Here is a 21,161-nt window from a genome sequence, read left to right as displayed (position 1 = left end):
CATGGCGGACGACCTCTTCACCCTCGCCGGCCGGACCTTCTCCTCCCGCCTGATCATGGGTACGGGCGGGGCCCCGAGCTTGGACGTCCTCGAACGCGCCCTGACCGCCTCCGGCACGGAACTCACCACGGTGGCGATGCGCCGGCTGGACCCCACGGTGCAGGGCTCCGTGCTGTCGGTGCTCGACAGGCTGGGCATCGCGGTGCTCCCGAACACGGCGGGCTGCTTCACGGCGGGCGAAGCCGTCCTGACCGCCCGGCTGGCCCGGGAGGCGCTGGGCACGGACTGGATCAAGCTGGAGGTGGTCGCGGACGAGCGCACCCTGCTGCCCGACGGCGTCGAGCTGCTGGACGCGGCGGAGACCCTCGTGGACGAGGGCTTCACCGTTCTCCCGTACACGAACGACGATCCCGTGCTGGCGCGGAAGCTGGAGGACGCGGGCTGCGCCGCGATCATGCCGCTGGGCTCCCCGATCGGCTCCGGCATGGGCATCCGCAACCCGCACAACTTCGAGCTGATCACCGAGCGGGCGGGGGTCCCCGTCATCCTGGACGCGGGCGCGGGAACCGCCTCCGACGCGGCGCTGGCGATGGAACTGGGCTGCGCGGCGGTCATGCTGGCGTCGGCGGTGACGCGGGCGCAGGAGCCGGTCCTGATGGCGGCGGCCATGCGGGACGCGGTGTCGGCGGGACGCCTCGCCTTCCGCGCCGGCCGCATCCCCCAACGCCGCTTCGCCCACGCCTCCTCCCCACCCGAGGGCCGCGCCACCCTGGACCCGGAACGCCCGGCGTTCTGACGGGGACGTACGGATTCACGCGCGTGCGGGGCCCTCACCCCCCCCCTGGCTACCCGCTCCCGGGCAGTGGTTACCCCCCTCGGCGTCGAGGGGGGCCAGGGCAGTCCTGCGCGGCGGGTAGGGGGCTTGCCGGGAAACCGCCGAAAGAACGGCACGGTCCACAGTGACGAGGAGTGGCCCCGGCAGGGTGCCCCGAGCGTCTGGGCATCTCAGAGCCCGATTCTGGGCCGGGGGTTGGCCTACCTGCACCAGACAGCTACCAGATCGCCCTTGCGGGCCATCCAGGCGCATCAGATCGCTACACGCACCTCACTTCCCACCGTCCGACGGCCGCCCGGGGCTGGTCATTCGCTGACAGGCGGGCAAAAGAGCACGGTCAGCCGATCGGCTCGACGTTGTCGACTGCGGTGGTGAACTCTCGGCCGGACACGCCTCGGATATACGCCAGCTCCATCCAGTGCTCCCGGAGGACGGAGTCCGAGACGTTCTCGTTGATCACGGCCATCAGCTCTCCTTCGGCACCGGAAGCGATATCGCGGACACGGCGACGCAGGAGTCGATGTGGCACGTACTCGTAGTACTCACTCATCGAACACTCCCTCAAAGGTGCCCAGGAAGCGCTCCCAACCGACCAGCGCCCGGTCGAGCAGATCCGCGGTGGGTTCGACCACCGCTGCCACCCTCGCCGAGGGGGCGTCGCCAGTGCCGGTGCTGAGTACGCCGCGGGCGCAACGGTGCGTGAGGCGATCATTCACGGCGATACCGCCTCGGAGGCAGCCGCGTACCGGGGAATCTGACACACGTGGGACCACTCCTCTACAGGGGCTGCACTCCGTTACTTATGTATAGGAGTTACAGGAAGAAGAGTGCCCCACTCCTATACATGAGTCAACCCGCCATCAAAGGAGACTCGTGGCGGGCTGAGGGCAGTTGAGGGGACGTCAGTCGGTCGCGGGGATACGGAACTCGAAGACGAACTGGTCAGCGGCCATGAGAGTGTCACAGACTTCCACTACGCGACCCGCTTCCGTGACCGCCTCCCTCACCAGATGGATCACCGGAGCGCCCGGGCTCAGTGCCAGTTCCGATGCCTCGGCCTTGGCGGCAGGCCGCGCCTGCAACGTCTCCACGAACTCCGCGAAGACGTGACCGTGTTCCTCCAGGCGGGCGTAGATGCCGCCGCCCCCGGGATTCTCGGCGAAGAGTTCCGGGATGTCGCGTACCACGTCCCACGGCAGGTAGGACGTCGCGGTCTCCACGGGCGTGCCGTTACGGAAGTACAGGCGGCGGCGAGTGAGTACCTGAGTCCCCACGTCCACGCCTAGCCGCTGAGCGATTCCGTCCGGGGCCTCTATGGGCCCAATGTGGATGACGCTGACCTTCGCGGTAGCCCCGGACTGCTCGGACTCGGCAAGGTACGCGGCTCTGCCGCCCTGTCGCAGCGACCGGCGGAAGCGGTCCGAAGACCGGTGGCGTACCGGCGGGCGGGCCTTCACGTACGAGCCCTTGCCGTGTCGCGTGTCTACGAGACCGCTGGCGCGGATCTCCAGCATGGCTTTGCGGACGGTCCCACCCGAGACGCCGTAGCGCTCGACCATCTCGGCTTCGCTCGGTACCTGATCTCCAGGCTTCAAGGCGCCGCCGCGGATCTGCCGGACAATGTCCTCGGCGATCTGCAAGTACCGGGGTACGGCCTTGCCCTCTCCTACAGCTGCTCCCATGGTCCTTCGCTTCCTCCTATGCTCATGTACATGAGTAACAGTGCACGGTCGAACAGGTCAACGCCACGCCATTCCGTATCGGTAGCCGGAGCGGTAGTGCGGGATGACGGCCGACTGCTGGCAATCCGCCGGGCGGACAACGGGGCGTGGGAGCTGCCGGGCGGAGTGCTGGAGCTGGAGGAGACCCCGGAAGATGGGCTGCGGCGAGAGGTCCTGGAAGAAACCGGGATCCACGTCGAGGTGGACGAGCTCACAGGCGTGTACAAGAACATCGCGGTGGGAGTGGTGGCTTTGGTGTTCCGGTGCAAGCCCTCCGGGGGAACGGAACGCGCGTCAGTCGAGACGACGGCCGTCCAGTGGCTCACGCCCGAAGAGGTGTCCGAGCGGATGTCCGAGGCCTACGCGATCCGACTACTGGACGCCCTCGATGCGAACGGGCCCCACGTGCGAAGCCATGACGGCCGCCGGCTAACGGTGCCGATATGAGGAGCGCGTCGATCTGATGCGCCGGCGGGGTCCTGGTAGTCGGTCTACTCGGCCACCAGGCACGAGCTGATCAACATGGAGCGCAAGCACGGCCGCGACCTGCGGCTTGTGCATCCGCGCACACCACCATGGCGACCGGGTCGGGACACGCCGGGCCCCTCGTAGAATCGGCGGGTGGATACGACCCTGGATGACCCCCTCGTCGGGCGCGTGCTCGACGGCCGCTACCGCGTCGACGCCCGCATCGCGGCCGGCGGCATGGCCACGGTCTACCGGGCCGTCGACACCCGTCTCGACCGCGTCCTCGCGCTGAAGGTGATGCACCCGGCGCTCGCCGCCGACGCCGCCTTCGTGGACCGGTTCATCCGGGAGGCGAAGTCCGTGGCCCGGCTCGCGCACCCCAACGTGGTCGGCGTCTTCGACCAGGGCACGGACGGGCCGTACGTCTACCTCGCCATGGAGTACGTCTCCGGCTGCACCCTGCGCGACGTGCTCCGCGAGCGCGGCGCGCTCCAGCCCCGGGCCGCCCTCGACATCCTGGAACCGGTGCTCGCCGCGCTCGGCGCCGCCCACCGGGCCGGCTTCGTCCACCGCGACATGAAGCCCGAGAACGTCCTGATCGGCGACGACGGCCGCGTCAAGGTCGCCGACTTCGGGCTGGTCCGGTCCGTCGACTCCGTCACCAGCACCACCGGCTCCCTGCTCGGCACCGTCTCCTACCTGGCTCCCGAGCAGATCGAGGACGGCGTCACCGACACCCGCGTCGACGTCTACGCCTGCGGTGTCGTGTTCTACGAGATGCTCACCGGCTCCAAACCCCACACGGGGGTCAACCCGGCCCAGGTGCTCTACCAGCACCTCAACGCGGACGTACCTCCCCCCTCGGCCGCCGTCCCCGGGCTCCCCGCCGCCCTCGACGAGCTCGTCCTGCACGCCACCGCCCGCAACCCCGGGCTGCGTCCGCACGACGCCGCCGCCCTGCTCGGCCTCACCCATGCGGCCCGCGCGCGGCTCGACGAGGGCGAGCTGGACGCCGTACCGCCGCAGGCGCGGGCCACGGAGCGGTCGGCCGCCGAGGACCGCACCGGGGTGATCCCCCGGCCGGTGGCCGACCAGCAGGCCGTGCAGCACACCTCCCGCCTGGAGGCGCTGCCACCGCTCCCTCCCGTCGACTCCGCTCCGCGGCCCGGGCGCCGGCGCCCACGCCGCGGCGTGCTCCTCGTCATCGCCGGCGTCCTGGTCGCCCTCGGCCTGGGCACCGGCCTCTGGTACATCAACTCCGGCCAGTTCACCAAGGTGCCCAACCTCCTCGGCAAGACGGAGGAGCAGGCCAAGGCCCAGCTGTCCGCCGCCGGCCTCGGCGTGAAGCGCGTCGACAGGAAGTTCAGCGACGCCTTCGACCGGGGGACCGTCATGAACACCGATCCCCCGGGAGGCAAGCGCATCCGCGGCAACGGCGCCGTGACGATCACCATCTCGCGCGGTCCGGAGGTCGTGGCCGTGCCCAACCTCAAGGGCAGGCCGCTGGAGGAGGCGAAGGCCGAGCTGACGAAGGCGGGACTGGCGCCGGGCATCGTCACGCAGGCCTTCAGCCAGGACGTCGCCCAGGGCTCGGTGGTCAGCTCCGACCCGGTGGGCGGCGAGAAGCGGGCGCCGGACACGGCGGTCGCGCTCGTGGTCAGCAAGGGCCGCCCGGTGCAGGTCCCGAGCGTGGCCGGCATCCCCGTCGATCAGGCGCGCGGCACGCTGGAGGGGCTCGGGCTGAAGGTGGCGACCGCGGCCGAACAGGTGAATTCCGTCTCGCCAACCGGTACGGTCGCCAACCAGTCGGTCGCCGCCGGCACCCAGGCCGCGGCCGGGGACACGGTGACGCTGACCCTCTCCAAGGGCCCGCGCCAGCTCCCCGTCCCGAACGTGACGGGTCAGGACGCGGAAGTGGCCCGCAAGGCGCTGGAGGCCGCGGGCTTCAAGGTGAAGGTGGACCGGCCCTTCCTCTCCTTCAGCAACACCGTGGAAGCCCAGTCGGTACCGGGCGGCCAGAACGCCCCCGAGGGCAGCACCATCACCATCAAGACCAAGGGACTGTAGGGACACGTGGACCACGCGGAGCAGGACGACATACGCACGCCCGTGGACCCACGCACGCCCGTGGACCCACGCACGCCCGTGAACCTACGCACGCCCGTGAACCGCAATCCCGTGGGCGGGCACGTCCCCGTCGCCGGCGGGCTCGCCTCGGTCGGGCTCGGCTACGCGCGGGAGATGGGCGCCGAGGCGGTCCAGGTCTTCGTCGCCAATCCGCGCGGCTGGGCCACGCCCGTCGGAAATCCGGTGCAGGACGAACGCTTCCGGGCGCAGTGCGCGGCCGAATCCATCCCGGCCTACGTGCACGCCCCGTACCTGATCAACTTCGGCTCGCACACCGAGGCGACGGTGGAGAAGTCCGTGGAGTCCCTGCGCCACTCGCTGCGCCGAGCCCGGGAGATCGGCGCGCTGGGGGTAGTGGTCCACACCGGTTCGGCGACCGGGGGCCGCCCGCGCGAGGCGGCGTACGCGCAGGTCAGGCAGTACATGCTGCCGCTGCTGGACGAACTGACCCACGAGGACGACCCCTTCCTGCTGCTGGAGTCCACAGCCGGGCAGGGCTCCTCGCTGTGCTCGCGGACCTGGGACTTCGGGCCGTACTTCGAGGCGCTGGACCACCACCCGAAGCTCGGGATCTGCCTGGACACCTGCCACGTCTTCGCGGCCGGGCACGACCTGGCCGAGCCGGGCGGGACGAAGAAGACGCTGGATCTGCTGGTGGACACGGTGGGCGAGGGCCGGCTGAAGCTGGTCCACGCGAACGACTCCAAGGAGGGCGTGGGCGCCCACAAGGACCGGCACGCCAACATCGGCCAGGGCCACATCGGCCGGGACGCCTTCGCCGAGCTGTTCACCCACCCGGCGATGGACGGCGTACCGCTGATCACGGAGACGCCCGGCGGCAAGGAAGGCCATGCGGCGGACGTGGCGCTGCTGAAGGAGCTGCGCGGCTCCGGGTGATCCCCGCGCCCCGCCTTCCCGAGCGGCGCCCTTCCCAGCAGGCCCGAGAGGAGCCCTACAGCTCCGGCCCGTCCCCCGGCTCCTCCTGGTAGGAGTAGCGCTGCTCGCGCCAGGGGTCGCCGATGTTGTGGTAGCCCCGCTCCTCCCAGAAGCCGCGGCGGTCGGCGGTCATGTACTCGACGCCGCGGACCCACTTCGGGCCCTTCCAGGCGTACAGGTGCGGGACCACGAGCCGCAGCGGGAATCCGTGCTCGGCGGTCAGCAGTTCGCCGCCCTGGTGCGTGGCGAAGACGGTCCGCTCGGAGGCGAAGTCGGCCAGCCGCATGTTGGAGCTGAAGCCGTACTCGGCCCACACCATCACGTGCGTGACCTGCGGGGCCGGCGGCGCCAGGGCGAGGACCGTACGGGCGAGCACACCGCCCCATTCGGCGCCCGGCATGCTGAATTTCGTCACGCAGTGCAGATCGCCCACGACCGATTCGAACGGCAGCGCCGTGAACTCCTCGTGGTTCCAGCAGTGCTTCTCGCCGTCGGCCGTCGCGCCGAAGACGCGGAACTCCCAGCGGTCCGGCTTGAACTTGGGGACGGGGCCGTAATGGGTGACCGGCCAGCCCCGCTGCAACCGCTGCCCCGGTGGAAGCTCCAGCTGCTCTGCTCCCGGAGATTCCCGGCTTTCCGGCTGACCCATGTCTCCATGGTGACAGACTGGGCAGGGTGGTCATGACCAGGTCTGGACCGATTCGGGCAAGTCACGGCAACTCCCACTAAGGAGGCACTTACTGGACTGCCTCCTGCGGCGGTGCGAGGATGCGCGCACCTGCCCCGTCACATAGCTGACACTGCCTGGAAGGAGCCTCTGCGATGCAGGGCGACCCCGAGGTCCTTGAGTTTCTGAACGAGCAGCTGACCGGCGAGCTGACCGCCATCAACCAGTACTGGCTGCACTACCGCATCCAGGACAACAAGGGCTGGACCAAGCTCGCCAAGTACACGCGTGAAGAATCCATCGACGAGATGAAGCACGCGGACAAGATCACCGAGCGCATCCTCATGCTCGACGGCCTGCCCAACTACCAGCGCCTCTTCCACGTGCGCGTCGGCCAGACGATCACGGAGATGTTCCAGGCGGACCGCCAGGTCGAGGTCGAGGCCATCGACCGGCTCAGGCGCGGGATCGAGGTCATGCGCGGCAAGGGCGACGTCACCTCGGCCCGCCTCTTCGAGGAGATCCTGGCGGACGAAGAGCACCACATCGACTACCTCGACACCCAGCTGGAGCTCATCGAGAGCATCGGCGAGCCGCTCTACATCGCCCAGCTGATCGAGCAGCCGGAGGGCTAGGGCCCGAAGCCGAGCGGGAGGCTCAGGCCTACGCTGCTTCGGCCAGCTCGGGCGCGGGAGCGAGCTCCGTGTCGGCGGCCAGAACGGCCGCCGCTTCGCCCTTCTCCAGCAGTTCCCGGCGCGGGCACGCCCCGCGGCCGAGGATGCCCTGGATCGTGCGCACACAGGAGCCGCAGTCGGTGCCGGCCTTCGTCACGGAGGCGATCTGGCGCGGGGTGCAGGCCCCGGCGGCCGCGTGAGCCTTGACCTGCTTGTCCGTGATGCCGAAGCAAGAGCAGACGTACACGCGGTTCACCCCCGGGGCGAGGAAAGTTCGGCGACTCAGCCCCGATTCGGTGAGGCTTACCTAACCGTACCTAAAGTTAGGGTCACCTAAAAGCCCCGGTACGACGGTGGGGCGCGGATCACATCGATCCGCGCCCCGTCGCCGTAGGAAGGTACTGACTGATCCCTGTGGATCCCTGCTGGATCCCTACTGGTCGCGGTACATCTCGGCGACCAGGAAGGCAAGGTCCAGGGACTGGCTGCGGTTGAGCCGCGGGTCGCAGGCCGTCTCGTAGCGCTGGTGCAGGTCGTCCACGAAGATCTCGTCGCCGCCGCCCACGCACTCGGTGACATCGTCACCGGTGAGCTCGACGTGGATGCCGCCCGGGTGCGTACCGAGGCCCTTGTGGACCTCGAAGAAGCCCTTGACCTCGTCGAGCACGTCGTCGAAACGCCGCGTCTTGTGGCCGGAGGCCGCCTCGAAGGTGTTGCCGTGCATCGGGTCGGTGACCCAGGCGACGGTCGCGCCGGAGGCGGTCACCTTCTCGACCAGCTCGGGCAGCTTGTCGCGGACCTTGTCGGCGCCCATGCGGACGACGAAGGTCAGCCGTCCCGGCTCCCGCTCCGGGTCGAGGCGGTCGATGTAGGTCAGTGCCTCGTCCACCGAAGTGGTGGGGCCGAGCTTGATGCCGATCGGGTTGGCGATCCGCGAGCAGAACTCGATGTGCGCGTGGTCCAGCTGGCGGGTGCGCTCACCGATCCAGACCATGTGGCCGGAGGTGTCGTACAGCTTGCCGGTGCGCGAGTCCGTGCGGGTCAGCGCGCCCTCGTAGTCGAGCAGCAGCGCCTCGTGGGAGGCGTAGAACTCGACGGCCTTGAACTCGGCCGGGTCGGTTCCGCAGGCCTTCATGAAGTTCAGCGCGTTGTCGATCTCCCGCGCGAGCTGCTCGTAGCGCTGCCCGGAGGGGGAGTTCTTCACGAAGTCCTGGTTCCAGGCGTGCACCTGGCGCAGGTCGGCGTAACCACCGGTGGTGAAGGCGCGCACCAGGTTCAGCGTCGAAGCCGACGCGTGGTACATGCGCTTCAGCCGCTCGGGGTCCGGGATCCGGGCCTCTTCGGTGAAGGCGAAGCCGTTGACGGAGTCACCGCGGTAGGTCGGCAGGGTGATGCCGTCGCGGGTCTCGGTGTCCTTGGAGCGCGGCTTGGAGTACTGGCCCGCGATGCGGCCGACCTTGACGACGGGCACGGAGGCCGCGTACGTCAGGACGGCGCTCATCTGGAGCAGCGTCTTCAGCTTGGCGCGGATGTGTTCGGCGGACACGGCATCGAAGGCCTCGGCGCAGTCGCCGCCCTGCAGCAGGAACGCCTCGCCCTTGGCGACGGCTCCCAGACGGGCACGCAGCTGGTCGCACTCACCCGCGAAAACGAGGGGAGGATACGACTCAAGGTCCGCGACGACAGCGCGCAGAGCCTCGGCATCGGGGTACGAAGGCTGCTGCGCCGCGGGAAGGTCTCGCCAGGTCGCCTTGGCGGCGGGGGCTTGGGTTTCAGCGTTCACGGTCACCTCGTACACATTACGTCGTCTCACGCCGCGTCCAGCCAGGCGCCCACAAGGTGAGACAGCCGCGGACATCCGCCCCGCGCCCCGCGGGCTGGGCTAAGGTCCACCTCGTGTACGCGCACCTGAACCAGGACTGGTGGTGGCCCGCTTCCGGCGGCCCACTCCTCTCGCGTACCCACTGACACGATCACGACCACGCGAAGGCCGCCCGAGGGGCGGCCTTCGCTGTGTGCGGGCGGCCCCTCCCACCGGAAGGACGCCCGCCCCATGGACCTCAGCCGACTGCTCGACGACTCCTGCCCGCCCTTCGCGCTGCTGCGCCGGCGGACCCCCGGCCGCGATCACGACACCGTCGAGGTGCTCATCGGCCGGGTCCACGAGGTGCGGCGCCTCGCCGACCTCCCCGTCGGGCCGCTGCCCACCCTCGCCCTCGTCCCCTTCCGGCAGATCCGCGAGCGCGGATTCGACGTGCGCGACGACGGCACGCCGCTGAGCGTGCTGGTCGCCGAGGAGGTGTACGAGATCCCGCTCGCCGAGGCGCTGGCTGCGCTGCCCGCGCACGAGGTGCGGGTGGAGGGCGGCGGCTTCGACGTCCCCGACGCGCAGTACGCGGCGACCGTCGAGCGGGTCGTCCGGGAGGAGATCGGGCGGGGGGAGGGCGCCAATTTCGTGATCCGGCGCACCTACGAGGGCCGGATCGACGGCTTCGGCCGCGCCGACGCGCTCGCGCTGTTCCGGCGGCTGCTGCTGGGCGAGCGCGGGGCGTACTGGACGTACGTGGTCCACACCGGGGGCGGGGGAACGGACGGGCGCACGCTGGTCGGGGCCAGCCCCGAGGTCCACGTCCGCATGTCGAACGGGCGGGCCGGGCGCGGGGCCTCTCCGGCCGAGGACGGGGGAATCGGCGCGGGCGGGACGGTGGTGATGAACCCGATCAGCGGGACGTACCGCTATCCCGCCGAAGGGCCCACGGCCGAGTCGCTCCTCGCCTTCCTCGCCGACCGCAAGGAGACCGAGGAACTGTCGATGGTCGTCGACGAGGAACTCAAGATGATGTGCACGGTCGCGGACATGGGCGGGGTCGTCGTCGGGCCCCGGCTCAAGGAGATGTCCCACCTCGCGCACACCGAGTACGAGCTGCGCGGGCGCTCCTCGCTGGACGTGCGGGAGGTGCTGCGCGAGACGATGTTCGCGGCGACCGTGACCGGTTCGCCGGTGCAGAACGCCTGCCGGGTGATCGAACGGTACGAGGCGGGCGGCCGCGGGTACTACGCGGGCGCGCTCGCGCTGCTCGGCCTGGATCCGGCGGGGGCCCAGACGCTGGATTCCCCCATCCTGATCCGCACGGCCGACATCGCGGCCGACGGAACGCTGCGCGTGCCGGTGGGGGCCACGCTGGTGCGGCACTCCGACCCGGCGGGCGAGGTGGCCGAGACGCACGCGAAGGCGGCCGGGGTACTGGCGGCGCTCGGGGTACGGCCGGCCGCGCCCCGGCCGGCCTTCGACGCGCCGGGACTGGCGGAGGACCCGCGGGTGCGGGCGGCACTGGCGGCCCGGCGGGCCGACCTGGCCCCCTTCTGGCTCCGCATGCAGGAGCGGCCCTCCTCGCCGTCCGGCCACGCGCTGGTGGTGGACGCCGAGGACACCTTCACGGCGATGCTGGCCCACGTGCTGCGGGTGGCCGGGCTGGAGGTGACCGTACGCCGCTACGACGATCCGGGGCTGCGGGCCGCGGCCCTGGCCTGGTCGGGGCCGGTCGTGCTGGGGCCCGGCCCGGGGAACCCGGCCGATGCGGGCGATCCGAAGATGCGGATGCTGCGGGCGCTGGCGGCCGAGCTGCTGGCCGGTCACCGGGACGGCCTGCTCGGGGTGTGCCTGGGCCATGAGCTGCTGGCGGCGGAGCTGGGTCTCCCGCTGATCCGCAAGGCGGAGCCGGCGCAGGGCGCGCAGACGCGGATCGACCTGTTCGGGACCGAGGAGGTGGTCGGCTTCTACAACACCTACACCGCACACTGCGACGCGCGGGCCTCCGCGCGCCTCGCCGCGGCCGGGGTGGAGGTCTCCCGGGACCTGGCGACGGGCGAGGTCCACGCCCTGCGCTCGGAGTCCGCCGGCTTCGCGGGGGTGCAGTTCCACCCGGAGTCGGTCCTGACCCTGCGGGGCGCGGAACTGCTGCGGGGGTTGGTGACGCGGATCCGGGCGGGGGTCTGATCCGCCGCGCGGACCTGCCCCCGCGCCCCTCTTCCGCTGGGCGGGTCCGGGCCCCGGGCGGGTCCGGCTTCCCCCGGCGCCCGCCCGGCTGGGCCGCCGCCCCCGGCCGGGCCGGGGCTGCGGTCCGGGGCTGCGGCCTGCGTGTGCAGGTGTGCGTACGGAGGGACGCGGGGGCTGGGGACGTGCCGTTCAGCCGAAGAAGACCCCGACCTCCGCGTACAGCGCCGGGTCGACGGTCTTCAGCTTGGCCGTGGCCTCGGCGATCGGCACCCGGACGATGTCCGTGCCCTTCAGCGCGACCATCTTGCCGAAGTCGCCGTCACGCACCGCGTCGATGGCGTGCAGGCCGAACCGGGTCGCCAGCCACCGGTCGAAGGCGCTCGGCGTCCCGCCCCGCTGGATGTGCCCGAGCACGGTGGTCCGGGCCTCCTTGCCGGTGCGCGCCTCGATCTCGTTGGCCAGCCACTCGCCCACGCCCGACAGCCGGACGTGCCCGAAGGAGTCGGTCGTCGCGTCCTTCAGCACCATCTCCCCGTCCTTGGGCATCGCCCCCTCCGCGACCACCACGATCGGGGCGTAACTCGCCTTGAACCGCGAGGTGACCCAGGCGCACACCCGGTCCATGTCGAAGCGCTGCTCCGGGATGAGGATGACGTTCGCGCCGCCCGCCAGCCCCGAGTGCAGGGCGATCCAGCCGGCGTGCCGGCCCATCACCTCGACGACCAGGACCCGCATGTGCGACTCGGCCGTGGTGTGCAGCCGGTCGATGGCCTCGGTGGCGATGCCGACGGCCGTGTCGAAGCCGAAGGTGTAGTCGGTGGCGGACAGGTCGTTGTCGATGGTCTTCGGCACGCCGACGCAGGGGATGCCGTACTGCCCGTACAGCTCGGCGGCCACCCCGAGGGTGTCCTCGCCGCCGATCGCGATGAGCGCGTCGACCTCGTACTTGGCGAGGTTGTCCTTGATCCTGCGCACCCCGCCCTCCGTTTTGAGGGGGTTGGTGCGCGAGGAGCCCAGGATGGTGCCGCCGCGGGGGAGGATCCCGCGGACGGCGGGGATGTTCAGCGGGACGGTGTCCCCGTCGAGCGGACCGCGCCAGCCGTCCTTGAATCCGATGAACCGGTAGTCGTACTCCTGCTCGCCCTTGCGGACGACGGCCCTGATCACCGCGTTGAGCCCGGGGCAGTCGCCGCCGCCGGTCAGCACTCCGACCTTCATGGAATTTCCCTTCGCCATGACGGTCACGCTAGTGGTGACTCAGGTCACAGCAAGGGTCCAGCGCGGCCCGATTCCGGTGGAATCGGCGGGCGTTGGGTACGCCGTTCACTCGAACGAAGGACGTCGACACGATCGTCCGTACGAAAACCCGACTAAGGCCCGACCAAGGCCCGATGAAAGCGAGTCGGAGGCTGGCTAGGCATCGTCCAGGCCCCGCTCTATCGCGTACCGGACGAGCTCGACCCGGTTGTGCAGCTGCAACTTGCCCAGGGTGTTCTGGACATGGTTCTGCACCGTCCGGTGGGAGATGACCAGCCGCTCCGCGATCTGCTTGTACGAGAGCCCCTTGGCCACCAGCCGCAGCACCTCGGTCTCCCGGTCGGTCAGCTGCGGCGCCTTCGGCTCGTCGGCGGCGGCGGGCGCCGGGTCGGTGGCCAGGCGCCGGTACTCGCCGAGCACCAGGCCCGCCAGGCCCGGGGTGAAGACCGGGTCGCCGACCGCCGTGCGGCGCACGGCGTCGATCAACTCCTGGGCGCCCGCGGACTTCAGCAGGTAGCCGGTCGCGCCGGACTTCACCGCCTCCAGCACGTCCGCGTGTTCACCGCTGGCCGACAGGACGAGGACCCGCAGCGCCGGGTTGGCGCCGACCAGTTCCTTGCAGACCTGGACTCCCGGCATCCCGGGCAGGTTGAGGTCCAGGACCAGGACGTGCGGGACGGCGGCGCGGGCCCGGCGTACCGCCTCGGGACCGTCGCCGGCGGTGGCCACCACGTCGAAGCCCGCGGCGGCCAGGTCGCGGGCCACCGCGTCCCGCCACATCGGATGGTCGTCGACGACCATCACCTTGATCTCGCGCAGTTCGCTCGGCTGGTTCAACTCGGTCCGTTCGTTCATCGGTTGCCCGTCCTGCCCCTGGGTACTTTCAGTTCCACCTCGGTGCCCTGCCCGGGGACGGACACCAGCTCGGCGCTGCCGCCGAGGTCGCGCAACCGGCCCCGGATGGACAGGGCCACCCCCATCCGGCCCTCGCCCTCGGCCTGGTCGAGCCGGCCCGCCGCGAGGCCGGGCCCGTCGTCGCGGACGGTCACGATCACCTCGTCGCCCCAGTCCTCGACCAGGATCCAGGCACTGGCCCCCTCCCCCGCGTGCTTGCGCACGTTGTCGAGGGCGGCGCCGACCGCCGCGGCGAGTTCTCTGGCAGCGGGCACCGGCAGCGGAACCGGGGTGCCCGGCTCGGCGAAGCTGACCCTCGACCCGGCGTGGGGCGCGAGGAGCGTCCGGAGGTCCAGCTCGGCGTCGTCGGCGCCGGGTTCCTCCTCGTCGTACGTGTCCACCAGCGCGCCCCGCGACCCGTCGCGGGAGACCCGGGAGGGGTGCACCAGCCCGCTGGAGACGAGCGTGCGCAGCGCCACCTCCTGCTCACCGGCCATCCGGCCGAGCTCGGCGGCCTCACCGCCCAGTTCGGTGCCGCGCCGCTGGACCATGGCGAGGACCTGGAGGACCCCGTCGTGGATGTCGCGGGCGAGGCGCTCGCGCTCCCGGGTGGCGGCCTCGATCTCCAGGGCGCGGGCCAGGGTGGCCTCGCTGGCCCGGGCGACCTCGACGACGTAGCCGATGGCGATGGAGGCGACCCAGACCAGCAGGACGTTGTGCAGGGTGTCCCGGGTCGGTTCGCCGCGCTGCGCCAGATTGGCGGCGGCGACGAAGCTGGAGGCGAAGCAGGCCCACCGCCAGCCGCCCTTGATGGCGAAGGCGAGGACCGAGCCCGCGGTCCAGATCGAAGGGAGGGTGGGGCCGCCGGAGGCGATCCGCGCGTGCGTGTCCGCGAGCGGGGTGAGCAGGATCCCGACGACGGCGACGGTGAGGTCGGCGCCGAGGAAGCGCTTGGTGCAGCTGGCGGCGCCCGCCACCTTGTGGGAGGTCGCCAGGGTCCAGGCGGCGAGGACGGCGAGGTAGCCGGCCGCGATCCACGGCCGGTCGAACTCCTTGTAAGCGGAGGCGAACAGCAGTACCGCGTAGACCATGGTGATCAGCCGGTAGGTCGTCAGGGCGCGCCACAGCGGCTGTTCGACCGACATGCGTACGACGCGCTCGCGCTTCGCCATCTCCCCCACCCCCGCAGCCCCCGCACCCCCGCGGTGCAAGCAACGCCGCGCTATCCGGCGCTCTTGTCCGCCTTGGCGGCCCTGGCGGCCTTCTCGGCCCTGGCCGCCTTCTCCGTCTTCTCCGCATCGGCGATCTGGCGCTTGGCCGCCGTCGCGTAGATGTCGACGTACTCCTGGCCGGACAGCTTCATGATCTCGTACATGACCTCGTCGGTCACCGAGCGCAGGATGAAGCGGTCGCCGTCCATGCCGTGGTAGCGGCTGAAGTCCAGCGGCTTGCCGATCCGGATGCCCGGGCGCATCAACTTGGGGATCACCTTGCCGGGCGGCTGGATCTTCTCCGTGTCGATCATCGCCACGGGGATGACGGGGGCGCCGGTGGCCAGGGCCACGCGCGCCAGACCGCCCGGCTTGCCGCGGTAGAGGCGCCCGTCGGGTGAACGCGTCCCCTCGGGGTAAATACCGAACAGCTCCCCGCGCTCGATGACCTCGACGCCGCTCTTGATGGCGGCCTCGCCGGCCCCGCGCGCGCCGGAGCGGTCCACGGGGAGCTGGCCGACGCCCTTGAAGAAGGCGGCCGTCAGCCTGCCCTTGACGCCCGGGGAGGTGAAGTACTCCGCCTTCGCGATGAAGGTGACCTTCCGGTCCAGCACGGCCGGGAGGAAGAAGGAATCGGAGAAGGAAAGGTGGTTGCTCGCGAGGATCGCCGGCCCCTCCGCGGGAATGTTTTCGAGGCCCTCCACCCACGGCCTGAAGGCAAGCTTCAGTGACCCGCCGATGGAGAACTTCATTGCGCCGTAGATCAACTCGAAAGCCTTCCTGTGTCTGTCGAACAGACCTTAACCCGTGGCCAAGCCCGGAGCGGCCCGACGACCCTGGTCCGTGTCATCCCGGTCGCGTACGGTGAAGTCACACAGCGCAACGCACCCCGCATCGCCGTCATCCGCCTGAGAACACCCCCTTACCGGCGTACATCATGATCAAGGAGACCCTGGTGCCCGTCCTCCCTGGAGCCGAGCCGTTCCGCCACGAGGGCGGAGAGGTCGGTGTCCTCCTCTGCCACGGCTTCACCGGTTCCCCGCAGTCGCTGCGCCCCTGGGCCGAGTATCTGGCCGGGCAGGGGCTGACGGTGTCGCTGCCGCTGCTGCCCGGACACGGGACGCGCTGGCAGGACATGCAGCTCACGGGCTGGCAGGACTGGTACGCCGAGGTGGACCGCGCGCTGCGGGAACTGCTGGACCGGTGCCGGCAGGTGTTCGTCTTCGGGCTGTCGATGGGCGGCGCGCTCACGCTGCGGCTGGCCGCGAAGCACGGGGAGGCGGTCAGCGGCATCGTCCTCGTGAACCCGGCGAACAGGCTGCACGACCCGTTGGCCGTCGCCCTGCCGGTGGCCCGGCACTTCATCCGGTCGACGCCGGGCATCGCGAGCGACATCGCGAAGCCGGGCTCGGTCGAGGTCGGCTACGACCGGGTCCCGACCCGGGCCGCGCACTCGCTGCGGAAGTTCCTCCAGCTCGTGGACACCGATCTGCCCCAGGTGACACAGCCGGTACTGCTGCTGCACAGCCCGCAGGACCACGTCGTGCCGCCGGCCGACTCGGCGCGGATCCTGGCGCGGGTGTCCTCGACGGACGTCACCGAGATCCTGCTGGAACAGAGCTACCACGTCGCGACGTTGGACCACGATGCGGAGCGGATCTTCGCGGAGAGCTGTGCGTTCGTCGGCCGGCTGGCGGACAGCGTGGGCAGGGAGGGGGCTCGGGCGGGTGGCTGAGCACGAGGAGCAGTCGGGCGGGGTGCCGCCGCTGGACGAGGAAGCGGCGTGGGCGGCGATCGTCGCCGGGTACGGACAGGAACCGCCGGACCCGCCCGGGGCGCGGCCGTTCAGACCGATCGAGAACCTGATGCTGCCGGAGGACGACGTCAAACCGCTGCCGCCGGAGCCGGGCGCCGATCCGGAGCCGGGATCCGAGCCCGAGCCCGAGCCCGAGCCGAAGTCCACGGCCGAGGGCGGGCCGCCCGCCGCCCTGGGCAGCTCGGTGGTCTTCGCCCCGGGCGTGGGCATGGCAGGCCCGCGGGACCATTCGCTGGCCGAGCCGCAGGACGACGACCTGACCCCGGCGGAGGATGGCGGCTTCGTCCAGCCCGATCCGGAGCTCCCGCCCGCGGACGCGACGGCCAAGTTCGCGTGGCTCGCGGTGGTGGGCGGGCCGGTGCTCCTGCTGCTGGCGGTGCTGCTGGGCTGGGAGATGACCTGGTGGCTCACGACGCTGGGCATCGGCGGCTTCCTGGGCGGTTTCGCGACGCTGGTGGCCCGCATGCCGCAGGGCGACGATGACGACGAGGACGACGACCGGGGCCGCGGCGCGGTGGTCTGAGCCCTCCCACGACCGCGCCCCGTCTCCGACGCCCCCGAGCCCACCTCGGGTGCCGTCGCCGTACGAACCCCGCCCGGGTAGCAGCCCGGAATCCAGCCCGCCCGGCGCTTGAGGGCACGGTCGGGGCGGAGCCCGGCCTGCACCCGCCAAGCCCGCCCCGCAAGCGCCCGCAAGGATCCGCACCGCCCCCCGGCCGCATTTCCAGCCCGCCCGGCGCTTGAGGGCAGGGGCAGGGCTACGCCGGGGCCGGGAGGCGGAGGGCTGCCAGGACCGGGAGGTGGTCCGTCGCCGCCCGGAGGTCGGCCGGGGTCACCCCCGGCAGCCCCGCCGGGACACCGCAGCCCAGGACCTCCACCCCCGGCGTGGCGAAGACCGCGTCGATCCGCCGCCGCGGCTCGGCCGGCGGAAAGGTCGGCCCGCCTCCCCACGGCGCCACCGCCCAGCAGTCCTGGAGCTCCGCGGCGAGCCGGCTGAAGGCCGGCCCCTCCGGGTCTTCGTTCAGATCGCCCGCGGCGATCGCGTACGGGACGTCCAGCGCGGCCAGCCGCTCCAGCAGCATCCCGGCCTGCGCCGCGCGCTCCTCGCGCTGGAGCGACAGGTGCCCCGAAAGCAGCCCGACCCGCACCGCGCCGATGCGGACCACGGCCGTGGCGAAGCCCCGCCGGTGCAGCCCGGGCGTCAGCGGGAGCAGTACGTCCTGCGTCCGCTCCACGAAGGCCCGTAGGGAGCACAGCAGCAGCGGCCCGGCCGCCGTCGCGCCGCCGCCGAGGACCACGAGATCGCACTTCGCGGCGAGCCGCGCCGCGTGCTTGCGCCACCGGAAGAACCGCGGCGCCTCCTGTACGCAGACCAGGTCCGGCTGGCACGCCCGGATCACCCTGGCCAGCGCGTCCTCGTCGTCGCGCAGGGAGCGGATGTTGTAGCTGAGCACCCGGATCACGGCCGAGCCGTCCGGCTCCGTACACGGCGTCGGCAGGGTGAGCGTCTGGTTCATGGCGGCAACATACGCAGCTGCCCGCCGCTCCCCAAGGGTCGCGGCGGGCAGTGATGGCAAAGGGAGGGTCAGCCCTGGCGCGCCAGGTCCGCCGCGCCGACGAGCCCGGCCTTGCCGCCCAGCTGCGCGGCGAGGACCTGCGCGTGCGGACGCCAGGCGCCGCCGATCAGCCAGCGCTTGAAGGACTTGCGGATCGGGTCGAGGACCAGGTCGCCCTCGTCGGACACGCCGCCGCCGACGATGAACGCCGACGGGTCGAAGAGCGAGGCCAGGTCGGCCAGGCCCGCGCCGGCCCAGCGGGCCAGTTCCCGGAAGGAGTCGACGGCCACGGGGCAGCCCTGCCGGGCGGCCGCGCTGATGTGCTTGCCCTCGATGCCTTCGGGGGTGCCGTCGCCGAGCCCGAGCAGGATCGTCGCGTTCTCGGGGGTGGCGTTCGCCCGCTGCTTCGCGTACCGGACGAGCGCGCGCCCGGAGGCGTACTGCTCCCAGCAGCCCTGGCTTCCGCACCCGCACAGCAGGCCGTCCGGGACCACGCGGACGTGGCCGAACTCCGCGGCGACACCGAAGCGCCCGCGCCGCAGCTTGTTGCCGATGATGATGCCGCCGCCCAGGCCGGTGCCGAGCGTGATGCAGATGACGTCCTCGTGGCCCTGGCCGGCGCCGAAGCGGTACTCGCCCCAGGCCGCGCAGTTCGCGTCGTTCTCGACGACGACGGGCAGGCCGATGCGCTGCTCGACCTTGTCCTTCAAAGGCTCGTGCCGCCAGTTGATGTTCGGCGCGAAGAGCACGGTGGCGCGCTTGTCGTCCACGTATCCGGCGGCGCCGATGCCGACGGCGTCGATGGTGTGGCTGCTGCTGACTTCGGAGACGGCGGCGCAGATGGCGTCCGTCACTCCGTCCGCGGTCGGCGGGGTGGGCACCTTGTACGTCTCAAGGATGGTGCCCTCTTCGTCGACCACGCCGGCCGCGATCTTCGTGCCGCCGATGTCGACGCCGATGGTGAGTCCCATTAGTCCCTCGGTTTCCGGTCAAACCCCGCCACGGCCAAAGGTACCCGAGGGTGGCGGAGGTTCAGTCGAGATCGATCCGCTGGCTGGGCCCGGCCTCCGGGCCTTCGTCACGCGGGTCACGGTCCCCGGACGCCTGGGGCCCCTGGGAGGGCTGAGGTCCCCGGGGCTCGCGGGGCTCCTGCCGGGGACGGCTGGAAGCGGTCGGCTCCTCCCGGGTCCAGCGGCGCTCGTGGCCCTCGACGGCCGAACGGTAGGCGGCGAGGAGCTCGGAGCCGGCGGCCGCGAGATGCTCGAAGACCTCCGGGTTGCGCTCGACGACGGGCTTGGCGGCGCTCTTCGCCTGGTTGACGAACTGGCGGACCGCGCCCTGGGCGGCGCCGCCGATCAGCGGGCCGCTCAGCCCGGAGACCTTGTCGGCCACGGCCTCGAAGAGCTTGAACAGCTCCTCGGCGGCGTTCCCGGTGGTCCCGGTGGTCCCGCCGCCGCCCTGGCCGCCCCGCAGGCGCTCCTTCTCGGCGGCGAGGTCCTCGGCGCAGGCCTTGGCCCAGGCGTCGTCGTCGGTGGGGCGGTCGGTGGCCTCGCTCATGGCGGACTCTCCTGCGGCGGATGCCGGTCGGCGGTACTGGCTACCTTCGACCGTACCCGAACGGCGGTACGGGGTTCAGCGCGTCCGGGGCCACAGAGCGGGGTCGGGGGTGAAGCGGATGCGGAGCTCGCCTCCGGCCAGGGCGGCGCCGGAGACGGAGCAGCGGCGCAGCGCGGCGGGAAGGGGGACGATTCTGCGGTACGGGCCGGCGGTCAGCAGCAGTTCGTCGCCGCGCCGGATGAGGTCGAGGTCGCTCCTCTGCGCGCCGGGCAGCGGTACCACCCAGACGAGGATCCCCTCCTCGGCGAGCCGGTCCTCGACGGGCCAGGAGGTGCGGGGCGCGGTCCCGTCCGGCACGAGCCCCGCAGCGGTGGCGAGGAGCGCCAGGTCCTCGGGGCCGCGCGGGTCCCGGCCGAGGTGGGGCAGCGGGATCACGGGGGTGTCCGCGGCCCATTCGGCGGCGTACTTCTCCTGCTGGGCGGCGAGTCCGGCGAGCCAGAGGTCGGCGGAGCCCGGCGGCAGGACGCGGTTGGCGAGGACCGCGGAGACGGGCAGCTCCTGGAGCGCCAGTCCCAGCCGCCCCAGCCGCAGGGCGTCGGCGGCGGCCGGGCCGGGCTCGGCGACCAGCCGCACCTCGGTGGTACCGGCCTCCACGACGGCCTGGACGGCGGCCAGCTCCTCGTGCCAGCGCGCGGCGGCCCCGTAGAGCCACTGCGCGGGCATGGGTACGCCGGCGAGCTGGGCCAGTACGGGCCGCAGGGCGCGGGCGGCCTGCCGTTCGGCGGGGAGCAGCCGGGTGAGGTAGCGCCGCAGCTGGGCGGGGAGGGCGAGGGCGGCCACGGTCTGGTGCAGGGGCGGCATGTCCACGACGACGAGGTCGGTCCGCGGTGCCGCGGCGGCCCTGCGCAGGGCGCGCAACAGCGCGAACTGCTCGGCGCCGGGCAGCTCGGTGAGCTCCTCGGACCCGAGCGGCCGGGCCCCGACCATCCCGAGCAGTGCTGAGCCGCGCTCCTGGAGGGCTACGAGTTCCGCGCGGAACTCCTCGCCGGAGTCGATCCGGGCCACGTGGAACCCGGCGGCTACGGGCACGGCCCGCAGTCCCGGCGCCACCTCGGCGGACTCCCCCGTCGGCGCCCCGGTCAGCGCGCCGAGCGGGTCCCCGGGATCGCCGGACAGCAGCAGCACCCGCCGCCCCTGCCGCGCGGCGGCGAGTGCGGTGACCGCGGCCGCCGTGGTGCGCCCGGCCCCACCGGGGCCGGTGATCAGCAGGATGCGCATGGTGCGGGTACTCCGGTTCGATCGTGTTCCACCCCGGCGCGGGCCTCCCGGGCCGGGTTGCCGCGGGCGCGGCGCACCAGCCGGGTGCCCCGTCCCCGGACGGTGCGGACGGCGCGGCAACTCCACCGCGAAGTGCCCTTCGTCACCGTCACGGAGGAGGTCCACAC

The 21,161-nt window shown here is 71.9% G+C and carries 22 protein-coding genes; 8 read left to right on the top strand and 14 right to left on the bottom strand.

Going from position 1 to position 21,161, the window contains the following annotated elements; genetic code table 11:
* The first annotated feature begins 1 nt into the window (after position 1).
* Positions 2-796, top strand: a complete 795-nt coding sequence (locus ACWDX7_RS27665; protein ID WP_451492473.1) for a thiazole synthase — start codon at positions 2-4, stop codon at positions 794-796.
* A 376-nt stretch (positions 797-1,172) separates the two neighbouring features.
* On the opposite strand, the gene ACWDX7_RS27660 is transcribed toward ACWDX7_RS27665, so the two are convergent.
* The 3 genes from ACWDX7_RS27660 to ACWDX7_RS27650 form a co-directional block, all read right to left on the bottom strand.
* Positions 1,173-1,385, bottom strand: a complete 213-nt coding sequence (locus ACWDX7_RS27660) for a hypothetical protein (protein ID WP_451492474.1) — start codon at positions 1,383-1,385, stop codon at positions 1,173-1,175.
* On the bottom strand, positions 1,378-1,551 hold the full coding sequence (locus tag ACWDX7_RS27655) for a hypothetical protein (RefSeq protein ID WP_451492475.1): 174 nt from the start codon (positions 1,549-1,551) through the stop codon (positions 1,378-1,380). Before ACWDX7_RS27655 ends, ACWDX7_RS27660 begins: the two co-directional genes overlap by 8 nt.
* A gap of 186 nt (positions 1,552-1,737) precedes the next feature.
* Complete coding sequence (locus ACWDX7_RS27650) at positions 1,738-2,517, bottom strand: GntR family transcriptional regulator (RefSeq protein ID WP_451751962.1); 780 nt, start codon at positions 2,515-2,517, stop codon at positions 1,738-1,740.
* An 18-nt stretch (positions 2,518-2,535) separates the two neighbouring features.
* On the opposite strand from ACWDX7_RS27650, the gene ACWDX7_RS27645 reads away from it, so the two are divergent.
* The 3 genes from ACWDX7_RS27645 (at position 2,536) to ACWDX7_RS27635 (ending at position 6,048) form a co-directional block, all read left to right on the top strand.
* Entirely contained in the window at positions 2,536-3,003 is a 468-nt protein-coding gene (locus ACWDX7_RS27645) for an NUDIX hydrolase (RefSeq protein WP_451492493.1), read from the top strand.
* A gap of 174 nt (positions 3,004-3,177) precedes the next feature.
* A complete protein-coding gene (pknB, locus tag ACWDX7_RS27640; protein ID WP_451492477.1) occupies positions 3,178-5,091 on the top strand; it encodes a Stk1 family PASTA domain-containing Ser/Thr kinase in 1,914 nt (637 codons plus the stop codon).
* Positions 5,092-5,187: 96 nt separating this feature from the next.
* Complete coding sequence (locus ACWDX7_RS27635; protein ID WP_451492478.1) at positions 5,188-6,048, top strand: deoxyribonuclease IV; 861 nt, start codon at positions 5,188-5,190, stop codon at positions 6,046-6,048.
* Positions 6,049-6,103: 55 nt separating this feature from the next.
* On the opposite strand, the gene ACWDX7_RS27630 is transcribed toward ACWDX7_RS27635, so the two are convergent.
* Positions 6,104-6,736 (bottom strand): sulfite oxidase-like oxidoreductase, encoded by a 633-nt coding sequence (locus tag ACWDX7_RS27630; protein WP_451492479.1) that lies wholly within the window; start codon positions 6,734-6,736, stop codon positions 6,104-6,106.
* Positions 6,737-6,909: 173 nt separating this feature from the next.
* Here ACWDX7_RS27630 and bfr point away from each other — a divergent pair, with 173 nt between their 5' ends.
* Entirely contained in the window at positions 6,910-7,389 is a 480-nt protein-coding gene (gene bfr / locus ACWDX7_RS27625; protein ID WP_451492480.1) for a bacterioferritin, read from the top strand.
* Between the two features lie 28 nt (positions 7,390-7,417).
* Here bfr and ACWDX7_RS27620 read toward each other — a convergent pair whose 3' ends face one another.
* Positions 7,418-7,684 carry a (2Fe-2S)-binding protein gene (locus ACWDX7_RS27620; protein ID WP_451492481.1) on the bottom strand — a complete coding sequence of 89 codons (267 nt, stop codon included), beginning with the start codon at positions 7,682-7,684 and terminating at the stop codon, positions 7,418-7,420.
* Positions 7,685-7,861: 177 nt separating this feature from the next.
* Positions 7,862-9,226 (bottom strand): class II 3-deoxy-7-phosphoheptulonate synthase, encoded by a 1,365-nt coding sequence (locus ACWDX7_RS27615; protein ID WP_451492494.1) that lies wholly within the window; start codon positions 9,224-9,226, stop codon positions 7,862-7,864.
* Between the two features lie 255 nt (positions 9,227-9,481).
* Between ACWDX7_RS27615 and ACWDX7_RS27610 the strand changes: the two genes are divergently transcribed.
* The gene (locus ACWDX7_RS27610) at positions 9,482-11,425 is read left to right on the top strand and encodes a chorismate-binding protein (RefSeq protein ID WP_451492482.1); all 1,944 of its coding nucleotides are present in this window, start codon (positions 9,482-9,484) and stop codon (positions 11,423-11,425) included.
* Between the two features lie 189 nt (positions 11,426-11,614).
* Here ACWDX7_RS27610 and ACWDX7_RS27605 read toward each other — a convergent pair whose 3' ends face one another.
* From ACWDX7_RS27605 to ACWDX7_RS27590, 4 genes are all read right to left on the bottom strand, one after another.
* Positions 11,615-12,643, bottom strand: a complete 1,029-nt coding sequence (locus tag ACWDX7_RS27605; protein WP_451492495.1) for a 6-phosphofructokinase — start codon at positions 12,641-12,643, stop codon at positions 11,615-11,617.
* 195 nt (positions 12,644-12,838) lie between these two features.
* Complete coding sequence (locus ACWDX7_RS27600; protein ID WP_451492483.1) at positions 12,839-13,537, bottom strand: response regulator; 699 nt, start codon at positions 13,535-13,537, stop codon at positions 12,839-12,841.
* Positions 13,534-14,748, bottom strand: coding sequence for a MacS family sensor histidine kinase (gene macS, locus ACWDX7_RS27595; protein ID WP_451492484.1), 1,215 nt, complete (start codon positions 14,746-14,748; stop codon positions 13,534-13,536). Before macS ends, ACWDX7_RS27600 begins: the two co-directional genes overlap by 4 nt.
* Positions 14,749-14,798: 50 nt before the next feature.
* Positions 14,799-15,539: a lysophospholipid acyltransferase family protein gene (locus ACWDX7_RS27590; protein ID WP_451492496.1), complete on the bottom strand. Its 741-nt coding sequence runs from the start codon at positions 15,537-15,539 to the stop codon at positions 14,799-14,801.
* A 203-nt stretch (positions 15,540-15,742) separates the two neighbouring features.
* Between ACWDX7_RS27590 and ACWDX7_RS27585 the strand changes: the two genes are divergently transcribed.
* Complete coding sequence (locus ACWDX7_RS27585; protein WP_451492497.1) at positions 15,743-16,522, top strand: alpha/beta hydrolase; 780 nt, start codon at positions 15,743-15,745, stop codon at positions 16,520-16,522.
* Positions 16,515-17,126, top strand: a complete 612-nt coding sequence (locus ACWDX7_RS27580) for a hypothetical protein (RefSeq protein WP_451492485.1) — start codon at positions 16,515-16,517, stop codon at positions 17,124-17,126. Before ACWDX7_RS27585 ends, ACWDX7_RS27580 begins: the two co-directional genes overlap by 8 nt.
* Positions 17,127-17,361: 235 nt before the next feature.
* Here ACWDX7_RS27580 and ACWDX7_RS27575 read toward each other — a convergent pair whose 3' ends face one another.
* The 4 genes from ACWDX7_RS27575 to ACWDX7_RS27560 all read right to left on the bottom strand — a co-directional run bounded on the left by ACWDX7_RS27575 (position 17,362) and on the right by ACWDX7_RS27560 (position 20,994).
* Complete coding sequence (locus ACWDX7_RS27575) at positions 17,362-18,120, bottom strand: endonuclease/exonuclease/phosphatase family protein (RefSeq protein ID WP_451492486.1); 759 nt, start codon at positions 18,118-18,120, stop codon at positions 17,362-17,364.
* Between the two features lie 68 nt (positions 18,121-18,188).
* The gene (locus ACWDX7_RS27570; RefSeq protein WP_451492487.1) at positions 18,189-19,130 is read right to left on the bottom strand and encodes an ROK family glucokinase; all 942 of its coding nucleotides are present in this window, start codon (positions 19,128-19,130) and stop codon (positions 18,189-18,191) included.
* 61 nt (positions 19,131-19,191) lie between these two features.
* A complete protein-coding gene (locus ACWDX7_RS27565; protein ID WP_451492488.1) occupies positions 19,192-19,716 on the bottom strand; it encodes a DUF5304 domain-containing protein in 525 nt (174 codons plus the stop codon).
* A gap of 75 nt (positions 19,717-19,791) precedes the next feature.
* A complete protein-coding gene (locus tag ACWDX7_RS27560) occupies positions 19,792-20,994 on the bottom strand; it encodes an ArsA family ATPase (RefSeq protein WP_451492489.1) in 1,203 nt (400 codons plus the stop codon).
* Between the last annotated feature and the right edge of the window lie 167 nt (positions 20,995-21,161).

It is taken from the genome of Streptomyces sp. NPDC003034 (genome assembly GCF_053591375.1).
Note: the sequence above shows the minus strand (reverse complement) of the source record. Positions and strands in the feature narration are given on the sequence as shown.

Excerpts from the sequence above, each read along its gene's own strand:
- ACWDX7_RS27605 (WP_451492495.1), bottom strand. The coding sequence starts at position 12,643 with ATGAAGGTCGGAGTGCTGACCGGCGGCGGCGACTGCCCCGGGCTCAAC.
- ACWDX7_RS27665 (WP_451492473.1), top strand. The coding sequence starts at position 2 with ATGGCGGACGACCTCTTCACCCTCGCCGGCCGGACCTTCTCCTCCCGC.
- ACWDX7_RS27660 (WP_451492474.1), bottom strand. The coding sequence starts at position 1,385 with ATGAGTGAGTACTACGAGTACGTGCCACATCGACTCCTGCGTCGCCGT.
- macS (WP_451492484.1), bottom strand. The coding sequence starts at position 14,748 with ATGGCGAAGCGCGAGCGCGTCGTACGCATGTCGGTCGAACAGCCGCTG.
- ACWDX7_RS27600 (WP_451492483.1), bottom strand. The coding sequence starts at position 13,537 with ATGAACGAACGGACCGAGTTGAACCAGCCGAGCGAACTGCGCGAGATC.
- ACWDX7_RS27645 (WP_451492493.1), top strand. The coding sequence starts at position 2,536 with ATGCTCATGTACATGAGTAACAGTGCACGGTCGAACAGGTCAACGCCA.
- ACWDX7_RS27565 (WP_451492488.1), bottom strand. The coding sequence starts at position 19,716 with ATGAGCGAGGCCACCGACCGCCCCACCGACGACGACGCCTGGGCCAAG.
- ACWDX7_RS27630 (WP_451492479.1), bottom strand. The coding sequence starts at position 6,736 with ATGGGTCAGCCGGAAAGCCGGGAATCTCCGGGAGCAGAGCAGCTGGAG.
- ACWDX7_RS27650 (WP_451751962.1), bottom strand. The coding sequence starts at position 2,517 with ATGGGAGCAGCTGTAGGAGAGGGCAAGGCCGTACCCCGGTACTTGCAG.
- ACWDX7_RS27610 (WP_451492482.1), top strand. The coding sequence starts at position 9,482 with ATGGACCTCAGCCGACTGCTCGACGACTCCTGCCCGCCCTTCGCGCTG.
- ACWDX7_RS27570 (WP_451492487.1), bottom strand. The coding sequence starts at position 19,130 with ATGGGACTCACCATCGGCGTCGACATCGGCGGCACGAAGATCGCGGCC.
- ACWDX7_RS27590 (WP_451492496.1), bottom strand. The coding sequence starts at position 15,539 with ATGAAGTTCTCCATCGGCGGGTCACTGAAGCTTGCCTTCAGGCCGTGG.
- ACWDX7_RS27560 (WP_451492489.1), bottom strand. The coding sequence starts at position 20,994 with ATGCGCATCCTGCTGATCACCGGCCCCGGTGGGGCCGGGCGCACCACG.
- bfr (WP_451492480.1), top strand. The coding sequence starts at position 6,910 with ATGCAGGGCGACCCCGAGGTCCTTGAGTTTCTGAACGAGCAGCTGACC.
- ACWDX7_RS27575 (WP_451492486.1), bottom strand. The coding sequence starts at position 18,120 with ATGAACCAGACGCTCACCCTGCCGACGCCGTGTACGGAGCCGGACGGC.